The organism is Bradyrhizobium sp. NBAIM08 (assembly GCF_020193935.1).
Lineage (GTDB): Bacteria > Pseudomonadota > Alphaproteobacteria > Rhizobiales > Xanthobacteraceae > Bradyrhizobium > Bradyrhizobium yuanmingense.
Genome location: NZ_JADYVR010000002.1, coordinates 204,304 through 221,609, shown reverse-complemented (window position 1 = coordinate 221,609; position 17,306 = coordinate 204,304). Strand labels below are relative to the sequence as shown.

Genomic DNA, 17,306 nt, shown 5'->3' with positions numbered 1-17,306 from the left:
AGAAAATCCTACAGGCCGCCGTTCGTTATGAGCGGGCGTCGGCGCCACACAGCGTCTTCCGGGACCGGCCCATCCCACGTGCCGGCTTCAATTGCCTTGCGCCGCTCGCGGAGCAGTTCGCGTATGTATGCTTCAATGGTTTCTCGGCTCGGCTTGCGCCTCGGCGTAAGCTGCTCGTCATCGGGGAGCTTTGCGTTCTCCGCTTCGATCTGCCTAGCCAACTCGCGAACGTTCGGCTCGAGCATGTCGTCGTACCGCTCGATCAGACGCCAACCCTTCAGCTTGTTGAGCTCGTTCTGGGTTGTTGGCTTTGCCCATTTCTCAAACATCGCTCTCGCTACGTCGAGACCATGCGCTACCTCAATTTCGTGGAACAGGAAGCTGACGCGCATGGCTGCGCCGGTCTTGGTCGTGGTCGGATTGGATTGCAGGAAGAGCTTCTTCAAATTTTCCGACATCGCGTCATGCCTCCGCCCGCTTCAGAGGGGTGACGTTGCTGTCGGCCGCGACGATCCAGGCGAGGTGATCGGCCCAGAGGTTCAGCGCCTCGACGCGCTCGCGCAAGTATAGCGCTCTGTTGTAGACGCCGCCGACGCCGCTCTTGCCGCTCTGATGGCTAGAGACATGGTTCAGGATGGCCTCGACTACGTGCGGCAGTATGCCCAGGCGATCGTTCATCAGCGTCGACATGGTCCGGCGCAAGTCGTGCGGTCGCCAGTGATCCAAGGACTTACCGAGATCCTTTTCGATGCGCGCGTCCAGGCGCTCCTTACAGCGGGACCAGCCAGAGAAGCCCTGTTGACCGATGCCGAACACGAACTCGCGGAGGCTTCCATCGCTGTTGGTTCGCCGGGTCTGCGCGCCCACGATCGCAAAGGCCGGCTTCGATAGCGGTACGATGTGCGGCCGCTTGTTCTTGGTGCGCTCGGCCGGCAGGTCAATTGCGTCGATGTCGAAGGCCGGCAGCTTGATCGCGTCTGTGACGCGCTTTTCGGGCACTGTCGCCATGGTGATCTCGGGCCAGCGGAGGCTTGCAATCTCATCAGCACGCTGCCCGGTGAGCATCATCAATTTGAGAATCGCCCCGTGGTGATCGTCGCCGGCGTGCTTCCAAATCGCGCGAAGCTCGTGATCCTTGAGGACGCGGTCGCGGCTGACCTCCTCGGCCTTTGCTGTGTTGAGGACGGGGTTGTCCTCGATTCCATCGAAACCCTCAGACATGGCCCAGCCGAAAAAGTCGGAAAGGGTTGAGCGGACACGATTCGCCGCCACCGGGCCGCTGTTCGTCCTGATCGTGCCGATCAGTTCCGCGATGTCCCGACGGCTGATCTTGGCGGCCTGGAGCCCGTTGAGCGGCTTGGCGTGCTTCAGGATGTGGCGCTCGGTCTCGGTGTAGGTGCCCGGTCGGGTGGTTTCCTTCTTCGCGGCCAGGAACTTCTTGGCGACAGCCTCGAAGGTGTCGCTCGCCCGCTTCCGGCTCTCGGTCTTGTCGCCGGCAGGATCCTCGCCAAGCTTCACTTTGGCGTGAAGCTGGGCGGCGTGCTCGCGGATGCCGAGTTTCACTCGCCCGTCAGCGTCCTTGACTGACTTGAAGCTCTCCGGCGTGGCGGAGCCGAGGCTCATGCGGCGCTGCTTGTCGCCGAGGGCATACTGGAAGACCCAACTCCTCGAGCCGCCGGCGCGCACGCGTAGGCCGAAGCCGGGGATGTCATCGTCGAAGAAAATCTTGTCCGTCTCGCCGGCCTTCAGCCGTGCCGCTCCAAAGCCCTTCGCCGTCAACTTCATCGGTTGCCCCCTGCCTGGGAAGACTATGGGAAGATGCAGGCTGTCCGTAGTTGGCCGCGACTGTCCGTCCAGACTGCTGGTCTGGTAGGATTCTGAGTGATTTGCGAGGGGGTTACCAGTCCATTTGTCTCGTGGTGGCCGCCTTGTCCACCGGAACGGCCTGCTTTGGGTACTGCAGGTCGTTGGTTCGAATCCAGCTGCCCCGACCAGTCCCGGGCGGCGCTGGCCTAGAGGTCAGCATCCAACCGGCAATGGCCAGGCACCCACGCGTCCGGCCTCCGCTTCGCGCGGAAATCAGCAAAGCCTCGTCGAACCTTCGCCCGTCGCGATAGACAATCCGTGTTGGGGATTTCAGCGCCCAATGTCTAAACGGACGCCGCCGAGCGATGAATATTCCGCTTGCGCGGCGTTGCGTTTTGTCCGCCGCGCTCGTCAGTTCGAGGCGTACCAGCCGGGCGGAAATGGCACGTACGACCAGGCCAATTGGTTGTCGTTGGCGGCTTGCGGCGGCAGTTGCGAAGCCATGCTCGCGATTGGCGCGGGCGGCACCACGCGGAGCGCGAGGCGCAGGCGCACACATTGCAATTTCATCATTGTCGTCCCCCCAGCAATCTACTTGCTTCCAAACGTCCGATCGTCTGCAAAGTTCAGTCTAAAAATCACCCTGCGCCGAAACGGCGCGCCCGTCCTCAAATCACGGGCATTCTAGAAAAATCGGCGCGGGCTTTCAACCAAACGCGCCGCTCCATCCCAAGAAGTAAGGTTGATCGGCAAGGTTAAAGGCGAGCGGCTGTTGCGGCCGTTTGGCTGGATGCTATCAGGTCGGTCCCGGCTCGCGATGGGCTGTCCATTCTGTGCCACCACAGATGATTGTTCGTCGCGGCGCGCGGATCAGCCTAAGTTCTGCGCCAGCGAGTTCTGCCATGTCTATTGACCGCAACATCGGGACCATCGGTCCGCAGTCAAACTGGACCGAGATCTGGCACCTCTGGACGGTGATCGTGCCGCGCCGCTCCATCAACGGGCAGTTCGTGCTCGGCAAGGTCTGGCGCCGCCATGACGGCCGCGACTGGATCTACAAGAAGTTCACCGAGTTCGACGGCGAAGAGGCGGCCTGAAGGGCGATGAGGTCGGGATGAGCGTCATCGCGCCTCGGATCGTCGTTGACGCAGTACGCTCCTAGCTCGCGTGCCGCTCGCCGGCTGCCGATCCCGGCGCCTGCACGCGCGGCAGCGGCAGTTTGAAGTGCCGTTTCGCATAGGCGATGATCTCGGCGTCCGAGGGATGGTCGGCCGCTTCCACCGCGACAATCCGCTTGGCCAAGTCGGGTACGTTTGCGCGGATGTGGCTGGCCAGCTCCGTCTTTGCGCTCGCCGGCCCGATGATAAGGATCTCTCCGGCATCAGCGAGGGCCGTGGTCACCTCGGCGTAGAATGCCTTGTCGGGGGCAGCATGGCCGCTCCCGATGCTATTGGCCTTGTGGTGAAGATGACGCGTCGCCAGGTGCGGATGCAGCGTGACCTCGTCCGAGCCGCTCAGGCCGAGATGGAAGATGCGGGCCTGCGAATGGTCGATCCAGACCACGGCATGGAAATGAGAGGGCATGATTTGGGCCTTGTGCGAGAGGAGGCCGCCGGACTCTGTGCGGCGGCTCGTGTCGCGGCCACACTATGCGTGCCGGCGTCATCTCTGTTGACCCATGTCAATCCGCCCCCGAGCGCCCGCGGGCGTCTCGAAGGATGGCCGCAGCGAAGCGTCCTCAGGCCGCCTTCGCTTCCGCAGCCGGCTTGGCCGGCGGCGGCTTCAGCGGCTTGTCCTGCTTCTTCGACCACGAGATGTAATATGCCACCGTCGTCATGATCGCGATGCCGGCGACGCTGACGAAGATCTGCGCGAGCAGCGACCCTGAGCTCATCGACAGCTCGAAATGACCGACGAAGGACAGGAACACGCCGACGCAGAACACGGCGAGCGACTGCTGGCCACAGACGATCAAGGGGTCGAACACCTTCCACTCCAGCCCCGGCCACTCCTTCGGCACGAAGCGGATCACCAGGATCACGATCACCACGAAGTGGAGGAAGCGATACGGTGCGAGGTTGGTCTTGTCATTGGGGTTGAAGGCCGAGAACAGCCATTCCGGGAACATGCCGCCGAAGGTGGGGAAACGGCCGGCCATGGTCATGACCAGCGCGAACAGGAGATAACCGAGGCAGACCCACAGCGTAACAGGCGAATTGATCAGCGTTGCCGAGCGCCGCGCGCCGCCCATCGAGCACCAGGCGCCGAACACGAACAGCACCTGCCAGCAATAGGGGTTGAAGTACCACTGGCCGGCCGGATAGGCGTTCAGGTTCCAGCCGTAATGGCGCGCGGCGAGCCACAGCACGATCGACAGGATCATCGTCAAATCGGGCTTGCGCAGCATAAACCACAGCACCGGCGGAAACAGGCCCATCAGCACGATGTAAAGCGGCAGCACGTCGAGGTTGAGCGGCTTGAAGCGCAGGAACAGGCCCTGGCGCAGCGTCTCGGTGGCGTTGTCGACGAGGCCGGCGACGTTGAACTCGTTGATCATCTCGGAATCGCCGAAGCGCAGCGCGAGATAGCTGATTGATGCGATGTAGATCACGAACAGGATGATGTGGGCGACATAGAGCTGCCAGACCCGCTTGGTCAGCCGCGTGGCACCGACGATGAAGCCGCGGTCCAGCATCATCCGTGCATAGACGAACGAGGCGGTGTAGCCGGAGATGAAGACGAACAGGTCGGCCGCGTCGGAAAAGCCGTAGTTGCGGGTCGTGATCCAGTTCACGACGTTGTCGGGGATATGGTCGAGAAAGATCGCCCAGTTTGCGACACCGCGAAACAGGTCGAGCCGGAGGTCGCGACCCTTGTCGGGAAGTGTGGCGCTGACGTTCAGGAAGGCCATGCGTCGGGAGCTTTCAGAGAGGACAGAAGCACGGAGATCGATGAAACCGGGCCGCCAAACGGGGTCCCAGGATGAAACGCGGGTACGCAATTGTCACGGTGCAGCATAATGACTATACCGTTGGCGAGGGTTGCCGGGGCCGGAATCAGGATCAGTTCCCAACCGGCTTCTCTATACTATCCCCGAGATTTCCACCAACTGCCACCGTGACGCATCGAAATCGAACGGAAAGACCAAGAGGCCCGGACCAGTCATGACCGCACGCATTTTCAAGCCCGCCAAAAACGCGATGCAATCCGGCCGGTCCAAGACCAGGGAATGGCAGCTCGATTACGAGCCGGAGCAGCCGCGCTCGGTCGAGCCGCTGATGGGCTGGACCTCGTCGGCCGACATGAAGCAGCAAATAACGCTGCGCTTCCACAGCAAGGAAGAGGCGATCGCCTATTGCGAGCGCAAGGGCATCGCCTATCAGGTGATCGAGCCCAAGGAGTCGATCCGACGGCCGGTCGCCTATGCCGACAATTTCTCGTTCCGCCGCGGCGAGCCCTGGACGCATTGAGGGGCGGGCGGCCGCTCTGGAAACCCTGGCATCGGTTTCAGACCAGCTCCTTCCAGATCACCGTCGTGGAACGGAATGCGTACCGTCGATCGGCGAGCAAGAGGGGAAGATGCCAAGGAAGTCCAACTAAGATTACGGCGAAGGCGGCGACTGGCGCTCCGTATTCGGGGCGAGCTGCTGCGAACCGTATGCTGGCAATCACGAGCGTTGCGATCAGGTTGAGCGTGAACAAGGGAAAGGCCGACTGCCAAAGTCGCTCGGATAGTATCGGCCGCTGGAATGCGTAGCCAAACAAGCCGACAAGCTGAGCAATAGTCAGCGTCAGAATGACGTAGTCTGCCAACGGGTAGATCGGGTGCGGCCCATCGACGAGGATAACGCCGACGCCCCCCAAGGTCGTAACGCCGAACAGCGCAAAGTAAAGTTTCCAAAGCATCCCGCAGACCGTGCATTGCTGCGGCTCTTATAGCTGCGGGCGATACGTTTCGCAATTGCATCTACCGCGCGAATATGCGTGCGGTAGCGCCACAAGATCGGCCAGGGGGTCCGTCCGGCCCTTGGCAGCCATTTCCCACCGTGCTTCGCTGCCTCGCATGACACGACCAGGACGAGGTGGGGGATGGCGGGGCGTGACCAGCTCGACGGCGTCGATCTGAAAATCCTATCCGAACTGCAGCAGGACGGGCGGGTTCGCAACAACGAGCTGGCGCTGCGCGTCGGCGTGTCCGCGCCGAACTGCCTGCGGCGGCTGAAGTCGCTGTTCAGCCGCGGCGTGATCCGGGCGGTTCGCGCCGTGATCGACGAGCGGCTGCTCGGCTACGAGGTGGTGTCGTTCGTCTCGATCCAGCTCGGCAGCCAGGCCCAGCCGGTGCTGGAGGCGTTCGAGAGCTCGATCGCCGCAATCCCGCGCATCCAGCAATGCTGGCGGATTTCCGGCGACACCGACTATCTGCTCAAATGCGTGGCCCCGAGTGTCGAGAGTATGCGGCAGCAGCTCTTGCATTTCGCCGCGATGCCTAACGTCAAGAACGTGCGCAGCTTCCCCGTGCTCGGGGTCGCCAAGGACGTGCCGCTGCCATTGCAGGAGGTCGCGGTGGCAGTGCCGGCGGGGTAGGGCTCCGAATATTCCACGATCAAGTCTGATTCTCAGAAAAGCGCCTCAGCGATACCGCCCCCGAAACTCGCGCGGGGAGGTGCCGGTCCAGGTTCGGAAGGCCCGCGAAAAGCTCTTCTCGTTGCGGAAGCCGGCGATCTCGGCGATGCGCTTGATCGGCGTGCGGCCGCGCATCAGCTCCTGTTTGGCCAGCTCGAATTTCGTCTCCTCCTTGAGATCGCGCAGCGAGGTGGACTCCTCGCGCAGACGGCGATGCATCGTGCGGGTGGAGAGCGCAAGCTCGCGCGCGACGTCCTCGGCGCCGAGGACCCGTCCGCGCGCTTCTCGCAGCACGCGGCGGACGCGCTCGACCAGCAGGCGGTCGCGCCGGTACGGCAGCACGGTGAGCCGGAGCGCGCCCTTGAGCATGTTGTCGAGATCGGCCGCGCTGCGCGTCAGCGGTAGCGACAGATAGTGCTTGTCGAAGACGATGGCCGCGCGGTCCGCGTCGAAGCGGACGTTCCGGCAAAAGATGGTCGGATAGACCGAGACGTGGCCGGGCTCTGAGTAAGGAAACTCAGCCGCGCGGAGCGCGATCTGGGAGTCGACAGCCCAGCATGAGAAGCCGAGGACGTAGCGGAACAGCGTGACGAGGCAGAACTCGCGGAAGGGCCCGAGGTCACGGAGCTGACGGATCGACACGACGGCGGTCTCTTCGCCAACCTCGAGATCGAGCAGCACATCCTCTGTGACCAAGCGGTGATGCCGGCACCAGCGCTTGAGCGCGACCTCCAGCGTCGGTGCGGTGATCGAGGCCCGGCACAGCATGCCGTAGGTGCCCCATGGCAGCCGGCGCGAGAACCAGCCAAGCGCCTCGTCATCGAGCTCGCGCATGGCATGGCCCGCCAGCGCTTCGAACTGGGCCGCGGTCACACGCCCATCAGGAGAATTCACAAGCTCCGGCGCGACCTGACCCCGGCTCAAGGCTTCGGCGGGATCGCGGCCGTAATGCTCGTACGCGGCCACCACACCGCGGACGAAGGCGGCGGGCGTGACGGCGCGGCGCGGAATCGCGGTGGCGGCTTGAAAAGGCATCGGAATTCCTTTCGGAAATCCTCGCCAAGTTTGGCGGAAAATGCAACCTTTTCGACTGCAAGAGGGCCGGGACCGGGCTAGTTTCGGAGCCCAAAATACGGAGGACTCGCCTTGAACATCCCGAGCATCGATTTCGATCTGGGCGAAGACATCAGCCTGCTGCGCGACACCGTTCGTTCGTTCGTGGAGGCGGAGATCACCCCGCGTGCCGCCGAGATCGAAAAGGCTAATCTTTTCCCCGCAGACCTCTGGAAGCGCTTCGGCGACCTCGGCCTGCTCGGCATGACCGCACCGGAGCAATATGGCGGCTCCAATATGGGCTATCTCGCCCATATCGTCGCCATGGAGGAAATCTCGCGCGGTTCGGCGGCTGTGGCCCTGTCCTACGGCGCCCATTCCAATCTTTGCGTCAACCAGATCCGCCGCAACGGCAATGACGCGCAGCGGCAGCGTTATCTGCCGAAGCTGATCTCAGGCGAATACGTCGGTGCGCTCGCGATGTCCGAGCCGGGCGCCGGCTCCGACGTGGTCTCGATGAAGCTGCGCGCCGACAAGCGCGGCGACCGCTACGTGCTCAACGGCTCCAAGATGTGGATCACAAACGGCGGCGATGCCGACGTGCTGGTGGTCTATGCCAAGACCGATCCGGAGGCCGGCCCGCGCGGCATGACCGCGTTCCTGATCGAGAAGGGCTTCAAGGGCTTCACCCATGGCCAGCATCTCGACAAGCTCGGCATGCGCGGCTCCAACACCTATCCGCTGTTCTTCGACGATTGCGAGGTGCCGGAGGAGAATGTGATGGGCAAAGTGGGCGAGGGCGTCAAGGTGCTGATGTCCGGCCTCGATTACGAGCGCGCGGTGCTCTCGGGTGGCCCGCTCGGCATCATGGCGGCCTGCATGGATGCGGTGGTGCCCTACATGCATGAACGCAAGCAGTTCGGCCAGCCGATCGGCGACTTCCAGCTGATGCAGGGCAAGCTCGCCGACATGTATGCGACCTGGCAGGCCACGCGCGCCTATGTCTATGCGGTGGGCCGCGCCTGCGACCGCGCCGACCACGCGCGCACCCTGCGCAAGGACGCGGCTGCTGCGATCCTCTATTCCGCGGAGAAGGCAACGTGGATGGCGGGCGAAGCAATCCAGGCGCTGGGCGGGGTCGGCTATACCTCCGAATTCCCGGTCGGGCGCCTGTGGCGCGATGCAAAGCTCTACGAGATCGGCGCGGGCACCTCGGAGGTGCGCCGCATGCTGATCGGCCGCGAGCTGATGGCCGAGACGGCTTAAGTCCTTCACCCCATTGGAAACACCATGCCGCTTCATTCCAGCATCGATCCGTCGTCATCAGATTTTGCACGCAATTCCGAGGCCATGCGCGGCCTCGTCGCGGACTTGCGTGAGAAACTCAGCGAGGTCGCCGGCGGCGGCGGCGAGGCTTCGCGCAAGCGCCACACCGCGCGCGGCAAGATGCTGGCACGCGAGCGCGTCGACCTCCTCGTCGATCCCGGCACCTCGTTCCTGGAGCTGTCGCCGCTCGCAGCCTATGGCCTCTATGGCGGTGACGTGCATTCGGCCAGCGTCGTCACTGGCGTTGGGCGCATCTCGGGCCGCGAATGCGTGATCGTCGCCAACGATGCCACCATCAAGGGCGGCACCTACTACCCGATGACGGTGAAGAAGCATCTGCGCGCGCAGGACATTGCGCGGCAGAACAATCTGCCCTGCGTCTACATGGTGGATTCCGGCGGCGCCTTCCTGCCGCTGCAGGACGAGATCTTTCCGGACGAGCGGCACTTCGGCCGCATCTTCTACAATCAGGCGCAGATGTCGTCGCAGGGCATTCCGCAGATCGCGATCGTGATGGGCTCCTGCACCGCCGGCGGTGCCTATGTGCCGGCGATGTCGGACGAGAGCATCATCGTGCGCAACCAGGGCACCATCTTCCTCGGCGGCCCGCCACTGGTGAAGGCCGCGACCGGCGAGGTCGTCAGTGCGGAGGAGCTCGGCGGCGCCGACGTGCATTCGCGGCAGTCCGGCGTGACCGATCACTACGCCCAGAACGATGCGCATGCGATCGGCATCGCCCGGCGTATCGTCGGCACGCTCAAGCCTTCCGTGCGGCCGAACCTGAACATGCATAAGCCGCGCGATCCGCTGTTCGCGGCGGAGGAAATCTACGGCGTGGTGCCGGTCGACGGCCGCAAGCCGTTCGACGTGCGCGATATCATCGCGCGCATCGTCGACGGCTCGGAGTTCGACGAGTTCAAGAAACTCTATGGCACGACGCTGGTGTGCGGATTCGCCCATATCTGGGGCTATCCGGTCGGCATCATCGCCAACAACGGCATTCTCTTCAGCGAGAGTTCGCTGAAGGGCGCGCATTTCATCGAGCTGTGCTGCCAGCGCGGCATTCCCCTGGTGTTCCTGCAGAACATCACCGGCTTCATGGTCGGCAAGAAATACGAGGCCGGCGGTATCGCGCGCGACGGCGCCAAGTTGGTGACGGCGGTCGCGACCGCCTCGGTGCCGAAGTTCACCGTCGTGATCGGCGGCTCCTACGGCGCCGGCAATTATGGCATGTGCGGCCGCGCCTACTCGCCGCGTTTCCTCTGGATGTGGCCGAACGCGCGCATCTCGGTGATGGGCGGCGAGCAGGCCTCGATGGTGCTGAGCCAGGTCCGGCGCGACAATATCGAAGCCAAGGGCGACAGCTGGTCCAGGGAAGAGGAAGACAAGTTCCGCGAGCCCATTCGCGCGCAATATGAGAGCCAGGGCCACCCGTACTACGCGACCGCGCGTCTGTGGGACGACGGCGTGATCGATCCGGCCGACACGCGTCTCGTGCTCGGCCTTGGCCTCTCGGCGGCATCGAATGCGCCGCTCGAGCCGACGAAATTCGGCCTGTTCAGGATGTGATGTGATGGACCGCTCAAAACTCTACCGGCGTTTCCGCACGCTCCTGATCGCCAACCGCGGCGAGATCGCCTGCCGCGTTATCCGCACCGCCCGTGCGATGGGCCTGCGCACGGTCGCGATCTATTCCGAGGCCGATCGCGAGGCGATGCATGTCGCGCTCGCCGATGAGGCCGTATTGCTCGGGCCCGCCCGCGCCCGCGACAGCTATCTCAATATCGAGCGCTTGATCGAGGCCGCGCGCAAGACCGGAGCGGAGGCCGTGCATCCCGGCTACGGCTTCCTCTCCGAGAATGCCGAGTTCGCGCAGGCTTGTTATGACGCCGGCCTCGTCTTCGTCGGGCCGACCGCCGGGATGATGACGGCAATGGGCTCGAAATCCGGCTCGAAAGAGCTGATGGAGAAGGCCGGCGTGCCGCTGGTATCAGGCTATCACGGCGAGGCCCAGGACGAGGCGACGCTCGCCAAGGCGGCGGACAAGATCGGCTTTCCCGTGCTGGTGAAGGCCTCCGCCGGTGGCGGCGGGCGCGGCATGCGCATCGTGCGGTCCGCCGATGAGTTGGCGCCGGCGATCGTCAGCGCCAAGCGCGAGGCGAAGGCCGCCTTCGGCGACGACCGCATGTTGATCGAGAAGTACGTCGACAATCCCCGGCATATCGAGGTGCAGATCATCGGCGACAGCCATGGCAATCTGCTCTCGCTGTTCGAGCGCGAATGCACGCTCCAGCGCCGGCATCAGAAGGTGATCGAGGAGGCGCCATCACCGACGCTCAATGCTGCGCAGCGCGAAACCGTCTGCGCCGCCGCGCGAAAAGCGGCGGGCGCGGTGAACTATGTCGGTGCCGGCACCATCGAGTTCGTCTCCGACGGCAAGGACGTGTTCTTCATCGAGATGAATACGCGCCTGCAGGTCGAGCATCCCGTCACCGAGCTGATCACCGGCATCGACCTGGTCGAGTGGCAGCTGCGCGTTGCCTTCGGCGAGGCGCTGCCGCTCAAGCAGGATGAGATCAGACTCAACGGCCATGCCGTCGAGGCGCGCGTCTACGCCGAGAACCCGACCAAGAACTTCATGCCGTCGGTCGGCAGGATCTCGACCTGGCGACTGCCGGCCGAGACGGGCGGCCTGCGTATCGACGCCGGCTATCGCGAGGGCGATACGGTCTCGCCGTATTATGACGCCATGCTCGCCAAGGTGATCGCGTGGGCGCCGACGCGGGACGTCGCGATCGAGCGGCTGAACCGCGGGCTGGAGGAATCCGACGTCCGCGGCATCGTCACCAACATCCCATTCCTGTCGGCGCTGATGACGCATCCGAAGGTGCGGGCGAATGCGATCGACACCGGCTTCATCGAGCGCGAGCTGGCGGTGCTGACCGCCGCGGCGCCGGCGCCCGGAGAGCTCGAGCTCTGCGCCGCAGTTGCCGCCATCGTCAACGAGGAGCGGCAGACCGCGCATGCGGAGGCGAGTTCGCCCTGGCAGACCTTCGGCTGGCAGCCGGTCGGTCGCCGCCAGCGCAGCTTTGCCTTCCGTGTCGGCCATGGTCCGGAGCAGAAGATCGCGCTGAACTATGGCAGCGGACCGTCGACGCTGGTGATCGGCGACCGCGAGCTGGCGTTCACGATCGCAGCGAAGGATGGCGGCTTCGATCTGACTCTCGACGGCGTCAAATCGTCAGTCGCAGCGGTCATCGATGGCCATGAGCTGTACCTGCGCACGCGCAACGGCCGCTTCGACCTGCATTGGGTCGATCCGTTCGGCGGCGAGAGCGAGGAGCATGTCGGCGAGGACAAAATCGCTGCGCCCTTGCCGGGCACGGTGGTTGCCGTGCTGGCCGAGGAGGGGGCCAAGCTGGAGAAGGGCGCGCCGATCCTCACGCTGGAAGTCATGAAGATGGAGCAGACGCTGCGCGCGCCCTATGCCGGCGTGCTGAAGTCCATCAAGTGCAAGGTCGGCGACATCGTGCAGGAGGGCGTCGAGCTCGCCTTGGTCGAACCTTCGGGGGAATGAGATGAGCGATCCTGTCCGCATCATCGAAATGGGTCCGCGCGACGGCCTTCAGAACGAGAAGACGCCCGTCAGCGTGGAGGCGCGCATCGCCTTCATCGAGGCGCTGGTCGGGGCCGGTCTCGATACGGTCGAGGTCGGCGCCTTCGTCTCGCCCAAGGCCATTCCGCAGATGGCAAGCTCGGACGCCGTGCTGCGCGGCATCGCCGATGTGAAGGACGCCGAATTCCACGTGCTGGTGCCGAACGAAAAGGGCTATGACGCCGCGCGTGCCGCGGGCGCGAAAGTGGTCTCCGTGTTCGCGGCGGCCTCCGAGGGGTTTTCCCGGGCGAACATCAACTGCACGATTGCGGAGTCCATCGAGCGCTTCAAGCCGGTGCTGGCGCGCGCCAGGGAGGATGGCGTCAAGGTGCGCGGCTATATCTCTTGCGTGCTGGGCTGTCCGTTCGATGGCGAGATCAAGCCGAAGGCGGTGGCGGATCTTGCGCGCACGCTGTTCGATCTCGGCTGCTATGAGATCTCGCTCGGCGACACCATCGGTGTCGGCACGCCAGCCAGGGCCAAGGAGATGCTGCGCGCGGTTGCCGCCAACATTCCCGCAGCCAGGCTCGCGATGCATTTCCACGACACTTACGGCCAGGCGCTCGTCAACCTCTATGCAGGGCTGGAGGAGGGCGTCCGCGTCATCGACGCCGCTGCCGGCGGGCTCGGCGGCTGTCCCTATGCGCCGGGCGCGACGGGGAACGTCGCGACCGAGGACGTCGTCTACATGCTGGAGGGTATGGGCGTCAGGACGGGTGTCGATATGGAGAAGCTGCTGGCGGCGACGAACGCGATGAGCGGCGTGCTCGGCAAGCCGCCCGTGAGCCGCGTGGCCTCCGCGCTGAACGCGAAGAAGAAGCGGGCTGTCTCCTAGTTCTCCGTCATTGCGAGCGAAGCGAAGCAATCCAGAGTCTTTCCGCTGAGGCGGTCTGGATTGCTTCGTCGCAAGGGCTCCTCGCAATGACGACCGAGAGAGTTTTCAAGCCGCCTTCAGCCCGACATCCGGCAGGCGCGGGCGGTTCTTCAGCGCCTTGGCCATCAGGGCCTCGACCTCGGCCTTTTCCTGCGGCAGCAGTGCCAGGCGGGGAGGGCGGGTCAGGGCGGTGCCGCGGCCCATGATGTGCTCGCACAGCTTGATGCACTGGACGAGGTCCGGGCGGGCATCGAGATGCAGGAGCGGCATGAACCATTCGTAGAGCGGCATCGCCTCGGCGAAGCGCCCTGCCTTGGCGAGGCGGAACAGCGTCTCGCCCTCGCGCGGGAAGGCGTTGGACATGCCGGAGACCCAGCCGACGGCGCCCATCGCGACGCTCTCGACGATGACGTCGTCAAGACCTGCGAACAGCACGAAGCGATCGCCGACCATGTTGCGGGTGTCGATGAAGCGCCTGGTGTCGCCGGAGGAATCCTTGAAGCAGACCACGGTCTCGACGTCGGCGAGCGAGGCCAGGATATCGGGCGTAACGTCGTTCTTGTAGATCGGCGGGTTGTTGTAGAGCATCACGGGAAGGTCAGTCGCGGAGGCAACGGCGCGGAAATGCGCGGCGGTCTCGTGCGGCTTGGAGGAATAGACCAGCGCCGGCATCACCATGACGCCGTCGATGCCGACGCGTGCGGCTTCCTGCGCGGTCTCCACCGCAAACGCGGTGGTGAATTCGGCGATGCCGCACAGCACGGGCACGCGGCCCTTCGCGACCGACTTCGCCGCTTCCATGATCGCGACCTTCTCCTTGCGCTCGAGCGAGGTGTTCTCGCCGACCGAGCCGCAGACGATCAGGCCGGAGACGCCGTCGCGGATCAATCCGTCCATGACCTTGGCGGTCGCGTCGATGTCGAGCGAGAGATCGTCGTGGAATTGGGTGGTGACGGCCGGGAAGACGCCTTCCCAGGCAACGCGGCGGCTCATGGTTTGACTCCAGGGGTATGTGCCGGCGGGGGGCTGGAGCCGCCGGCTCTTGTGAAAGGGATGGGGAACGGGATCAGAGCGTTGCGCCGACCTTGCGCAGCTCGGCGAGGACGGGGGCCTTGGGCAGCCAGATCTTGTCGAACTCGGCAATCACGGCCTCGGTGTCCTTGGCGTCGACCTGGCGGATCGGGATCGGTGCTTTCTTGAAATTCTCGATCAGCGTGGGCTCGTTGCCGGCGAGCTCGTCGATCTGCGCGTCCAGCGTCGTCTTGATCGTTTTCGTGACCAGCTCGCGATCGGCGGCGGGCAGCGATTGCCAGACGCGGCCGGAGACGACCGCGGCCATCGGCATGAAGACGGCGTTCATCTGCAGGATCACCTTCGACACCTTGTCGAAGCGCTGGTTCCAGGAGAACTCGAGATCGGCTTCGAGGCCGTCGACCTGGCCGTTGGCCATGGCGTCGAACACCTGCGGCGTCGGGATCGGCGTCGGCGCCGCGCCGAGCGAGGAATAGAAATCGCGATAGACCGGGGTCGGGTTGATGCGCAGCTTCATGCCCTTGATGTCGGCGAGCGAATTCAGGTCCTTGGAGGAGAACACCGCGCGCATTCCAGTGATGCCCCAGCCGAGCCCGATCGTGCCGGTCTCCTGCGGCAGCACCTCGAACAACTTCACCGCCGCCGGATGCCGCACGAACTTTGCCACCGCCGGCGTCGAGCGCACGATGTAGGGCGCGTTGATCGCGGCGATGTGCGGCACGCGCGAGCCGAGCTCGGCGGCCTGGATGAAGCCCATGTCGAGCGCGCCGGACTGCAATTGCTGCATCATCGCGGTCTCGTTGCCGAGCTGGCCGGCGTGGAAGACGGTCAAGGTCAGGCGGCCGTTGGTGGCGGCCTTGAGCTCGTCACCGAATTTGAGCGCGGCCTTGTTCCAGGAATGGCCGTTCGGCGTGATCAGGCCGAGACGGAATTCCTTGGCCTGGGCGAGCGCCAGCGACGGGGCGAACACCGAGGCGGCGGCACTGGCGGCGAGAAAGTGGCGGCGTGAAAGCGGCATCGTGGGACTCCTTTGGGCCTATTTGACGAGGATCAGCGAGAGCGATGGGTACAGCGAGAGCAGCACCAGGAGGATGCAGGCGATGACGAAGAAGGGCAGCGTCACCATGAACATCCTGCCGGGCTTGGCGCCGGTGACGGCGGCCGCGACGAAGAAGCAAAGCCCGACCGGCGGCGACAAAAGGCCGAGCACGAGGTTGATCACCACGACGACGCCGAATTGCCGGGGGTCGATGTGATAGATCTCGGTTGCGACCGGCAGCAGGATCGGCACCGTCATGATCAGGCCGGGAATGCCGTCGATCACCGTGCCGATCAGCAGCAGGATGACGTTGCAGATCAGCATGAAGCTGACCGGATCCTTGGCGACGGTCTGGATCCAGGCGGCGGTCTCCTGCGGCACCTTGCCGAAGATCAGCACCCACGAGAACACGGCCGCGGCTGCGACCAGGAACAGCACGATCGCCGAATAGATCGCACTGCGCAGCATCATCTGTGGCAGCTGCGAGAACTTGAACTCCTTGGTCCAGAATTTTCCGACGAGCGCTGCGGCGACGGCGCCGACCGCTGCGGATTCCGTCGCGTTGGCGAGGCCGCCGAGAATGGTGCCGACGATGACGATCGGGATCAGTAGCGTCGGCGAGGTCCGCAGGATCGTCATCACGCGCTGGCGCGGCGTCTGGTAGTCCGCGCGCGGATAGTTGTAGATGTAGCCCATCAGCGCGATGACGAGGCAGAACATCACGGTGAGGATGACGCCCGGGACGATGCCGGCGATCAGCATGTCGCTGACCGAGACCTGCGCCAGCACGCTGTAGACCACGAACATCACCGAGGGTGGGATGATCGGGCCGAGCATGCCGCCATAGGCGGTCAGGCCGGCCGCGAAGGTCTTGTCGTAGCCCTTCTTCTCCATCTCGGGGACCATGATCTGCGCCATGATCGCGACCTGCGCGGTCGCCGATCCCAGGATGGACGAGATGAACATGTTGGCGAGGATGTTGACGTAGGCGAGCCCACCCTTGAGCGAGCCGACGAAGGCCATCGCCATGTCGACGATGCGCCGCGTGATGCCGCCGCCATTCATGATCTCGCCGATCAGGATGAAGAGCGGGATTGCGATCAGGCCGTAGCTGTCGACGCCGCCGAACAGCTGCAGCGGATAGGACTGGAACAGCACCGGGTTGCCCGAGGCGGCGATGTAGACGAGGCCGGCGAGGCAGAGGCAGAGGCCGATCGGCACGCCGACCAGCATGAAGGCCATGAAGGCTGCTGACGTGATCATCAATTGACCCCGTCGAGCTCGGAGAGCTGGAAGCCCTTCGGCGGCGTGCGCGGGACCAGCTCGAGATCTTCCAGCAGGTTGGCGAGACCATGTACGGTCATCGACACCGCGAAGATCGGCAGCGTCAGATAGAGCACCCAGGTCGGCCAGTTCAGCGTCTGCGTGCGCTCGGTGTAGAGGAAGTTGAAGGTCTCGGCGGCGAGCTTACGCCCGTCGAAGCCGGCGCGGGCGAGGCCCACCGGGTCCATCCAGAGCACGCAGGTGACGATCAGGGCGACGCCGAACACCACGACGAGGCCGGTCGAGATCACTTTTGCAAATTTCTGGTGCTGAGCGGACAATCGCTCCGTCAGCATCGTCACCGCAAAATCGAGCCGCAGCCGCGTCATCGCGGATGCCCCGATGAAGGTCAGCCAGACCACGCAATAGACGGCGGATTCATCGATCCAGTAGATCGGGAAATGCGAGTAGCGGGTGACGACGTTCACCAGGATCAGACCGGTGAGCAGGTACATCAGACCCATCAGCGCGAGCCGCTCGCAGGCCAGCAGGGCACTCGACATCCGGACGATCATGCGTCGGAGGCTGAGTGCGCGCGTGGCCGGCATGGTCTGCTCGATCATGAAAGAGGCCCC

At 64.3% G+C, this 17,306-nt stretch carries 18 protein-coding genes; 7 read left to right on the top strand and 11 right to left on the bottom strand.

Annotation, left to right across the window (positions count from 1 at the left end):
- Nucleotides 1–8 precede the first annotated feature (8 nt).
- From I6F37_RS07045 to I6F37_RS07035, 3 genes are all read right to left on the bottom strand, one after another.
- Complete coding sequence (locus tag I6F37_RS07045) at nt 9–458, bottom strand: hypothetical protein (RefSeq protein WP_225150725.1); 450 nt, start codon at nt 456–458, stop codon at nt 9–11.
- A gap of 4 nt (nt 459–462) precedes the next feature.
- Entirely contained in the window at nt 463–1,785 is a 1,323-nt protein-coding gene (locus tag I6F37_RS07040) for a site-specific integrase (protein ID WP_225150723.1), read from the bottom strand.
- Nucleotides 1,786–2,217: 432 nt separating this feature from the next.
- Nucleotides 2,218–2,379, bottom strand: a complete 162-nt coding sequence (locus I6F37_RS07035; protein WP_225150721.1) for a hypothetical protein — start codon at nt 2,377–2,379, stop codon at nt 2,218–2,220.
- Between the two features lie 329 nt (nt 2,380–2,708).
- Between I6F37_RS07035 and I6F37_RS07030 the strand changes: the two genes are divergently transcribed.
- Nucleotides 2,709–2,903 carry a hypothetical protein gene (locus I6F37_RS07030; protein WP_036027955.1) on the top strand — a complete coding sequence of 65 codons (195 nt, stop codon included), beginning with the start codon at nt 2,709–2,711 and terminating at the stop codon, nt 2,901–2,903.
- Nucleotides 2,904–2,964: 61 nt separating this feature from the next.
- Here the strand turns inward: I6F37_RS07030 and I6F37_RS07025 are convergent, their stop codons facing one another.
- Nucleotides 2,965–3,390: a translational machinery protein gene (locus I6F37_RS07025; protein ID WP_225150719.1), complete on the bottom strand. Its 426-nt coding sequence runs from the start codon at nt 3,388–3,390 to the stop codon at nt 2,965–2,967.
- 154 nt (nt 3,391–3,544) lie between these two features.
- Nucleotides 3,545–4,717: an OpgC domain-containing protein gene (locus I6F37_RS07020; protein WP_036027956.1), complete on the bottom strand. Its 1,173-nt coding sequence runs from the start codon at nt 4,715–4,717 to the stop codon at nt 3,545–3,547.
- A 253-nt stretch (nt 4,718–4,970) separates the two neighbouring features.
- On the opposite strand from I6F37_RS07020, the gene I6F37_RS07015 reads away from it, so the two are divergent.
- Nucleotides 4,971–5,276, top strand: coding sequence for an ETC complex I subunit (locus tag I6F37_RS07015; protein ID WP_024337795.1), 306 nt, complete (start codon nt 4,971–4,973; stop codon nt 5,274–5,276).
- Between the two features lie 37 nt (nt 5,277–5,313).
- Here the strand turns inward: I6F37_RS07015 and I6F37_RS07010 are convergent, their stop codons facing one another.
- Nucleotides 5,314–5,712, bottom strand: a complete 399-nt coding sequence (locus I6F37_RS07010) for a hypothetical protein (protein ID WP_035999655.1) — start codon at nt 5,710–5,712, stop codon at nt 5,314–5,316.
- Nucleotides 5,713–5,895: 183 nt separating this feature from the next.
- On the opposite strand from I6F37_RS07010, the gene I6F37_RS07005 reads away from it, so the two are divergent.
- Entirely contained in the window at nt 5,896–6,390 is a 495-nt protein-coding gene (locus I6F37_RS07005) for an Lrp/AsnC family transcriptional regulator (RefSeq protein WP_035999653.1), read from the top strand.
- A gap of 45 nt (nt 6,391–6,435) precedes the next feature.
- Here I6F37_RS07005 and I6F37_RS07000 read toward each other — a convergent pair whose 3' ends face one another.
- On the bottom strand, nt 6,436–7,464 hold the full coding sequence (locus tag I6F37_RS07000; protein ID WP_035999650.1) for an AraC family transcriptional regulator: 1,029 nt from the start codon (nt 7,462–7,464) through the stop codon (nt 6,436–6,438).
- Between the two features lie 111 nt (nt 7,465–7,575).
- On the opposite strand from I6F37_RS07000, the gene I6F37_RS06995 reads away from it, so the two are divergent.
- From I6F37_RS06995 to I6F37_RS06980, 4 genes are read left to right on the top strand one after another with little or no spacing between them, the layout of a single operon-like run.
- On the top strand, nt 7,576–8,748 hold the full coding sequence (locus I6F37_RS06995; RefSeq protein WP_035999647.1) for an isovaleryl-CoA dehydrogenase: 1,173 nt from the start codon (nt 7,576–7,578) through the stop codon (nt 8,746–8,748).
- Between the two features lie 24 nt (nt 8,749–8,772).
- A complete protein-coding gene (locus tag I6F37_RS06990) occupies nt 8,773–10,377 on the top strand; it encodes a carboxyl transferase domain-containing protein (RefSeq protein ID WP_035999644.1) in 1,605 nt (534 codons plus the stop codon).
- Nucleotides 10,378–10,381: 4 nt separating this feature from the next.
- Complete coding sequence (locus I6F37_RS06985) at nt 10,382–12,385, top strand: acetyl/propionyl/methylcrotonyl-CoA carboxylase subunit alpha (protein WP_225150718.1); 2,004 nt, start codon at nt 10,382–10,384, stop codon at nt 12,383–12,385.
- 1 nt (nt 12,386) lies between these two features.
- Nucleotides 12,387–13,298: a hydroxymethylglutaryl-CoA lyase gene (locus tag I6F37_RS06980; protein ID WP_225150717.1), complete on the top strand. Its 912-nt coding sequence runs from the start codon at nt 12,387–12,389 to the stop codon at nt 13,296–13,298.
- A gap of 105 nt (nt 13,299–13,403) precedes the next feature.
- Here the strand turns inward: I6F37_RS06980 and I6F37_RS06975 are convergent, their stop codons facing one another.
- The 4 genes from I6F37_RS06975 to I6F37_RS06960 form a co-directional block, all read right to left on the bottom strand.
- Entirely contained in the window at nt 13,404–14,330 is a 927-nt protein-coding gene (locus tag I6F37_RS06975; RefSeq protein ID WP_057029142.1) for a dihydrodipicolinate synthase family protein, read from the bottom strand.
- Nucleotides 14,331–14,403: 73 nt separating this feature from the next.
- Nucleotides 14,404–15,387, bottom strand: coding sequence for a TRAP transporter substrate-binding protein (locus tag I6F37_RS06970; RefSeq protein WP_057029143.1), 984 nt, complete (start codon nt 15,385–15,387; stop codon nt 14,404–14,406).
- An 18-nt stretch (nt 15,388–15,405) separates the two neighbouring features.
- Nucleotides 15,406–16,671 (bottom strand): TRAP transporter large permease, encoded by a 1,266-nt coding sequence (locus tag I6F37_RS06965; RefSeq protein ID WP_036027963.1) that lies wholly within the window; start codon nt 16,669–16,671, stop codon nt 15,406–15,408.
- Nucleotides 16,671–17,279, bottom strand: coding sequence for a TRAP transporter small permease (locus I6F37_RS06960; protein ID WP_225151157.1), 609 nt, complete (start codon nt 17,277–17,279; stop codon nt 16,671–16,673). The genes I6F37_RS06965 and I6F37_RS06960 overlap by 1 nt, the downstream gene beginning before the upstream one ends.
- Nucleotides 17,280–17,306: the final 27 nt, after the last annotated feature.

Excerpts from the sequence above, each read along its gene's own strand:
- I6F37_RS07025 (WP_225150719.1), bottom strand. The coding sequence starts at position 3,390 with ATGCCCTCTCATTTCCATGCCGTGGTCTGGATCGACCATTCGCAGGCC.
- I6F37_RS07000 (WP_035999650.1), bottom strand. The coding sequence starts at position 7,464 with ATGCCTTTTCAAGCCGCCACCGCGATTCCGCGCCGCGCCGTCACGCCC.
- I6F37_RS06965 (WP_036027963.1), bottom strand. The coding sequence starts at position 16,671 with ATGATCACGTCAGCAGCCTTCATGGCCTTCATGCTGGTCGGCGTGCCG.
- I6F37_RS07030 (WP_036027955.1), top strand. The coding sequence starts at position 2,709 with ATGTCTATTGACCGCAACATCGGGACCATCGGTCCGCAGTCAAACTGG.
- I6F37_RS07035 (WP_225150721.1), bottom strand. The coding sequence starts at position 2,379 with ATGATGAAATTGCAATGTGTGCGCCTGCGCCTCGCGCTCCGCGTGGTG.
- I6F37_RS07005 (WP_035999653.1), top strand. The coding sequence starts at position 5,896 with ATGGCGGGGCGTGACCAGCTCGACGGCGTCGATCTGAAAATCCTATCC.
- I6F37_RS07040 (WP_225150723.1), bottom strand. The coding sequence starts at position 1,785 with ATGAAGTTGACGGCGAAGGGCTTTGGAGCGGCACGGCTGAAGGCCGGC.
- I6F37_RS06975 (WP_057029142.1), bottom strand. The coding sequence starts at position 14,330 with ATGAGCCGCCGCGTTGCCTGGGAAGGCGTCTTCCCGGCCGTCACCACC.
- I6F37_RS06970 (WP_057029143.1), bottom strand. The coding sequence starts at position 15,387 with ATGCCGCTTTCACGCCGCCACTTTCTCGCCGCCAGTGCCGCCGCCTCG.
- I6F37_RS06990 (WP_035999644.1), top strand. The coding sequence starts at position 8,773 with ATGCCGCTTCATTCCAGCATCGATCCGTCGTCATCAGATTTTGCACGC.
- I6F37_RS06980 (WP_225150717.1), top strand. The coding sequence starts at position 12,387 with ATGAGCGATCCTGTCCGCATCATCGAAATGGGTCCGCGCGACGGCCTT.
- I6F37_RS07015 (WP_024337795.1), top strand. The coding sequence starts at position 4,971 with ATGACCGCACGCATTTTCAAGCCCGCCAAAAACGCGATGCAATCCGGC.
- I6F37_RS06960 (WP_225151157.1), bottom strand. The coding sequence starts at position 17,279 with ATGCCGGCCACGCGCGCACTCAGCCTCCGACGCATGATCGTCCGGATG.
- I6F37_RS06985 (WP_225150718.1), top strand. The coding sequence starts at position 10,382 with ATGGACCGCTCAAAACTCTACCGGCGTTTCCGCACGCTCCTGATCGCC.
- I6F37_RS07020 (WP_036027956.1), bottom strand. The coding sequence starts at position 4,717 with ATGGCCTTCCTGAACGTCAGCGCCACACTTCCCGACAAGGGTCGCGAC.
- I6F37_RS07010 (WP_035999655.1), bottom strand. The coding sequence starts at position 5,712 with ATGCTTTGGAAACTTTACTTTGCGCTGTTCGGCGTTACGACCTTGGGG.
- I6F37_RS07045 (WP_225150725.1), bottom strand. The coding sequence starts at position 458 with ATGTCGGAAAATTTGAAGAAGCTCTTCCTGCAATCCAATCCGACCACG.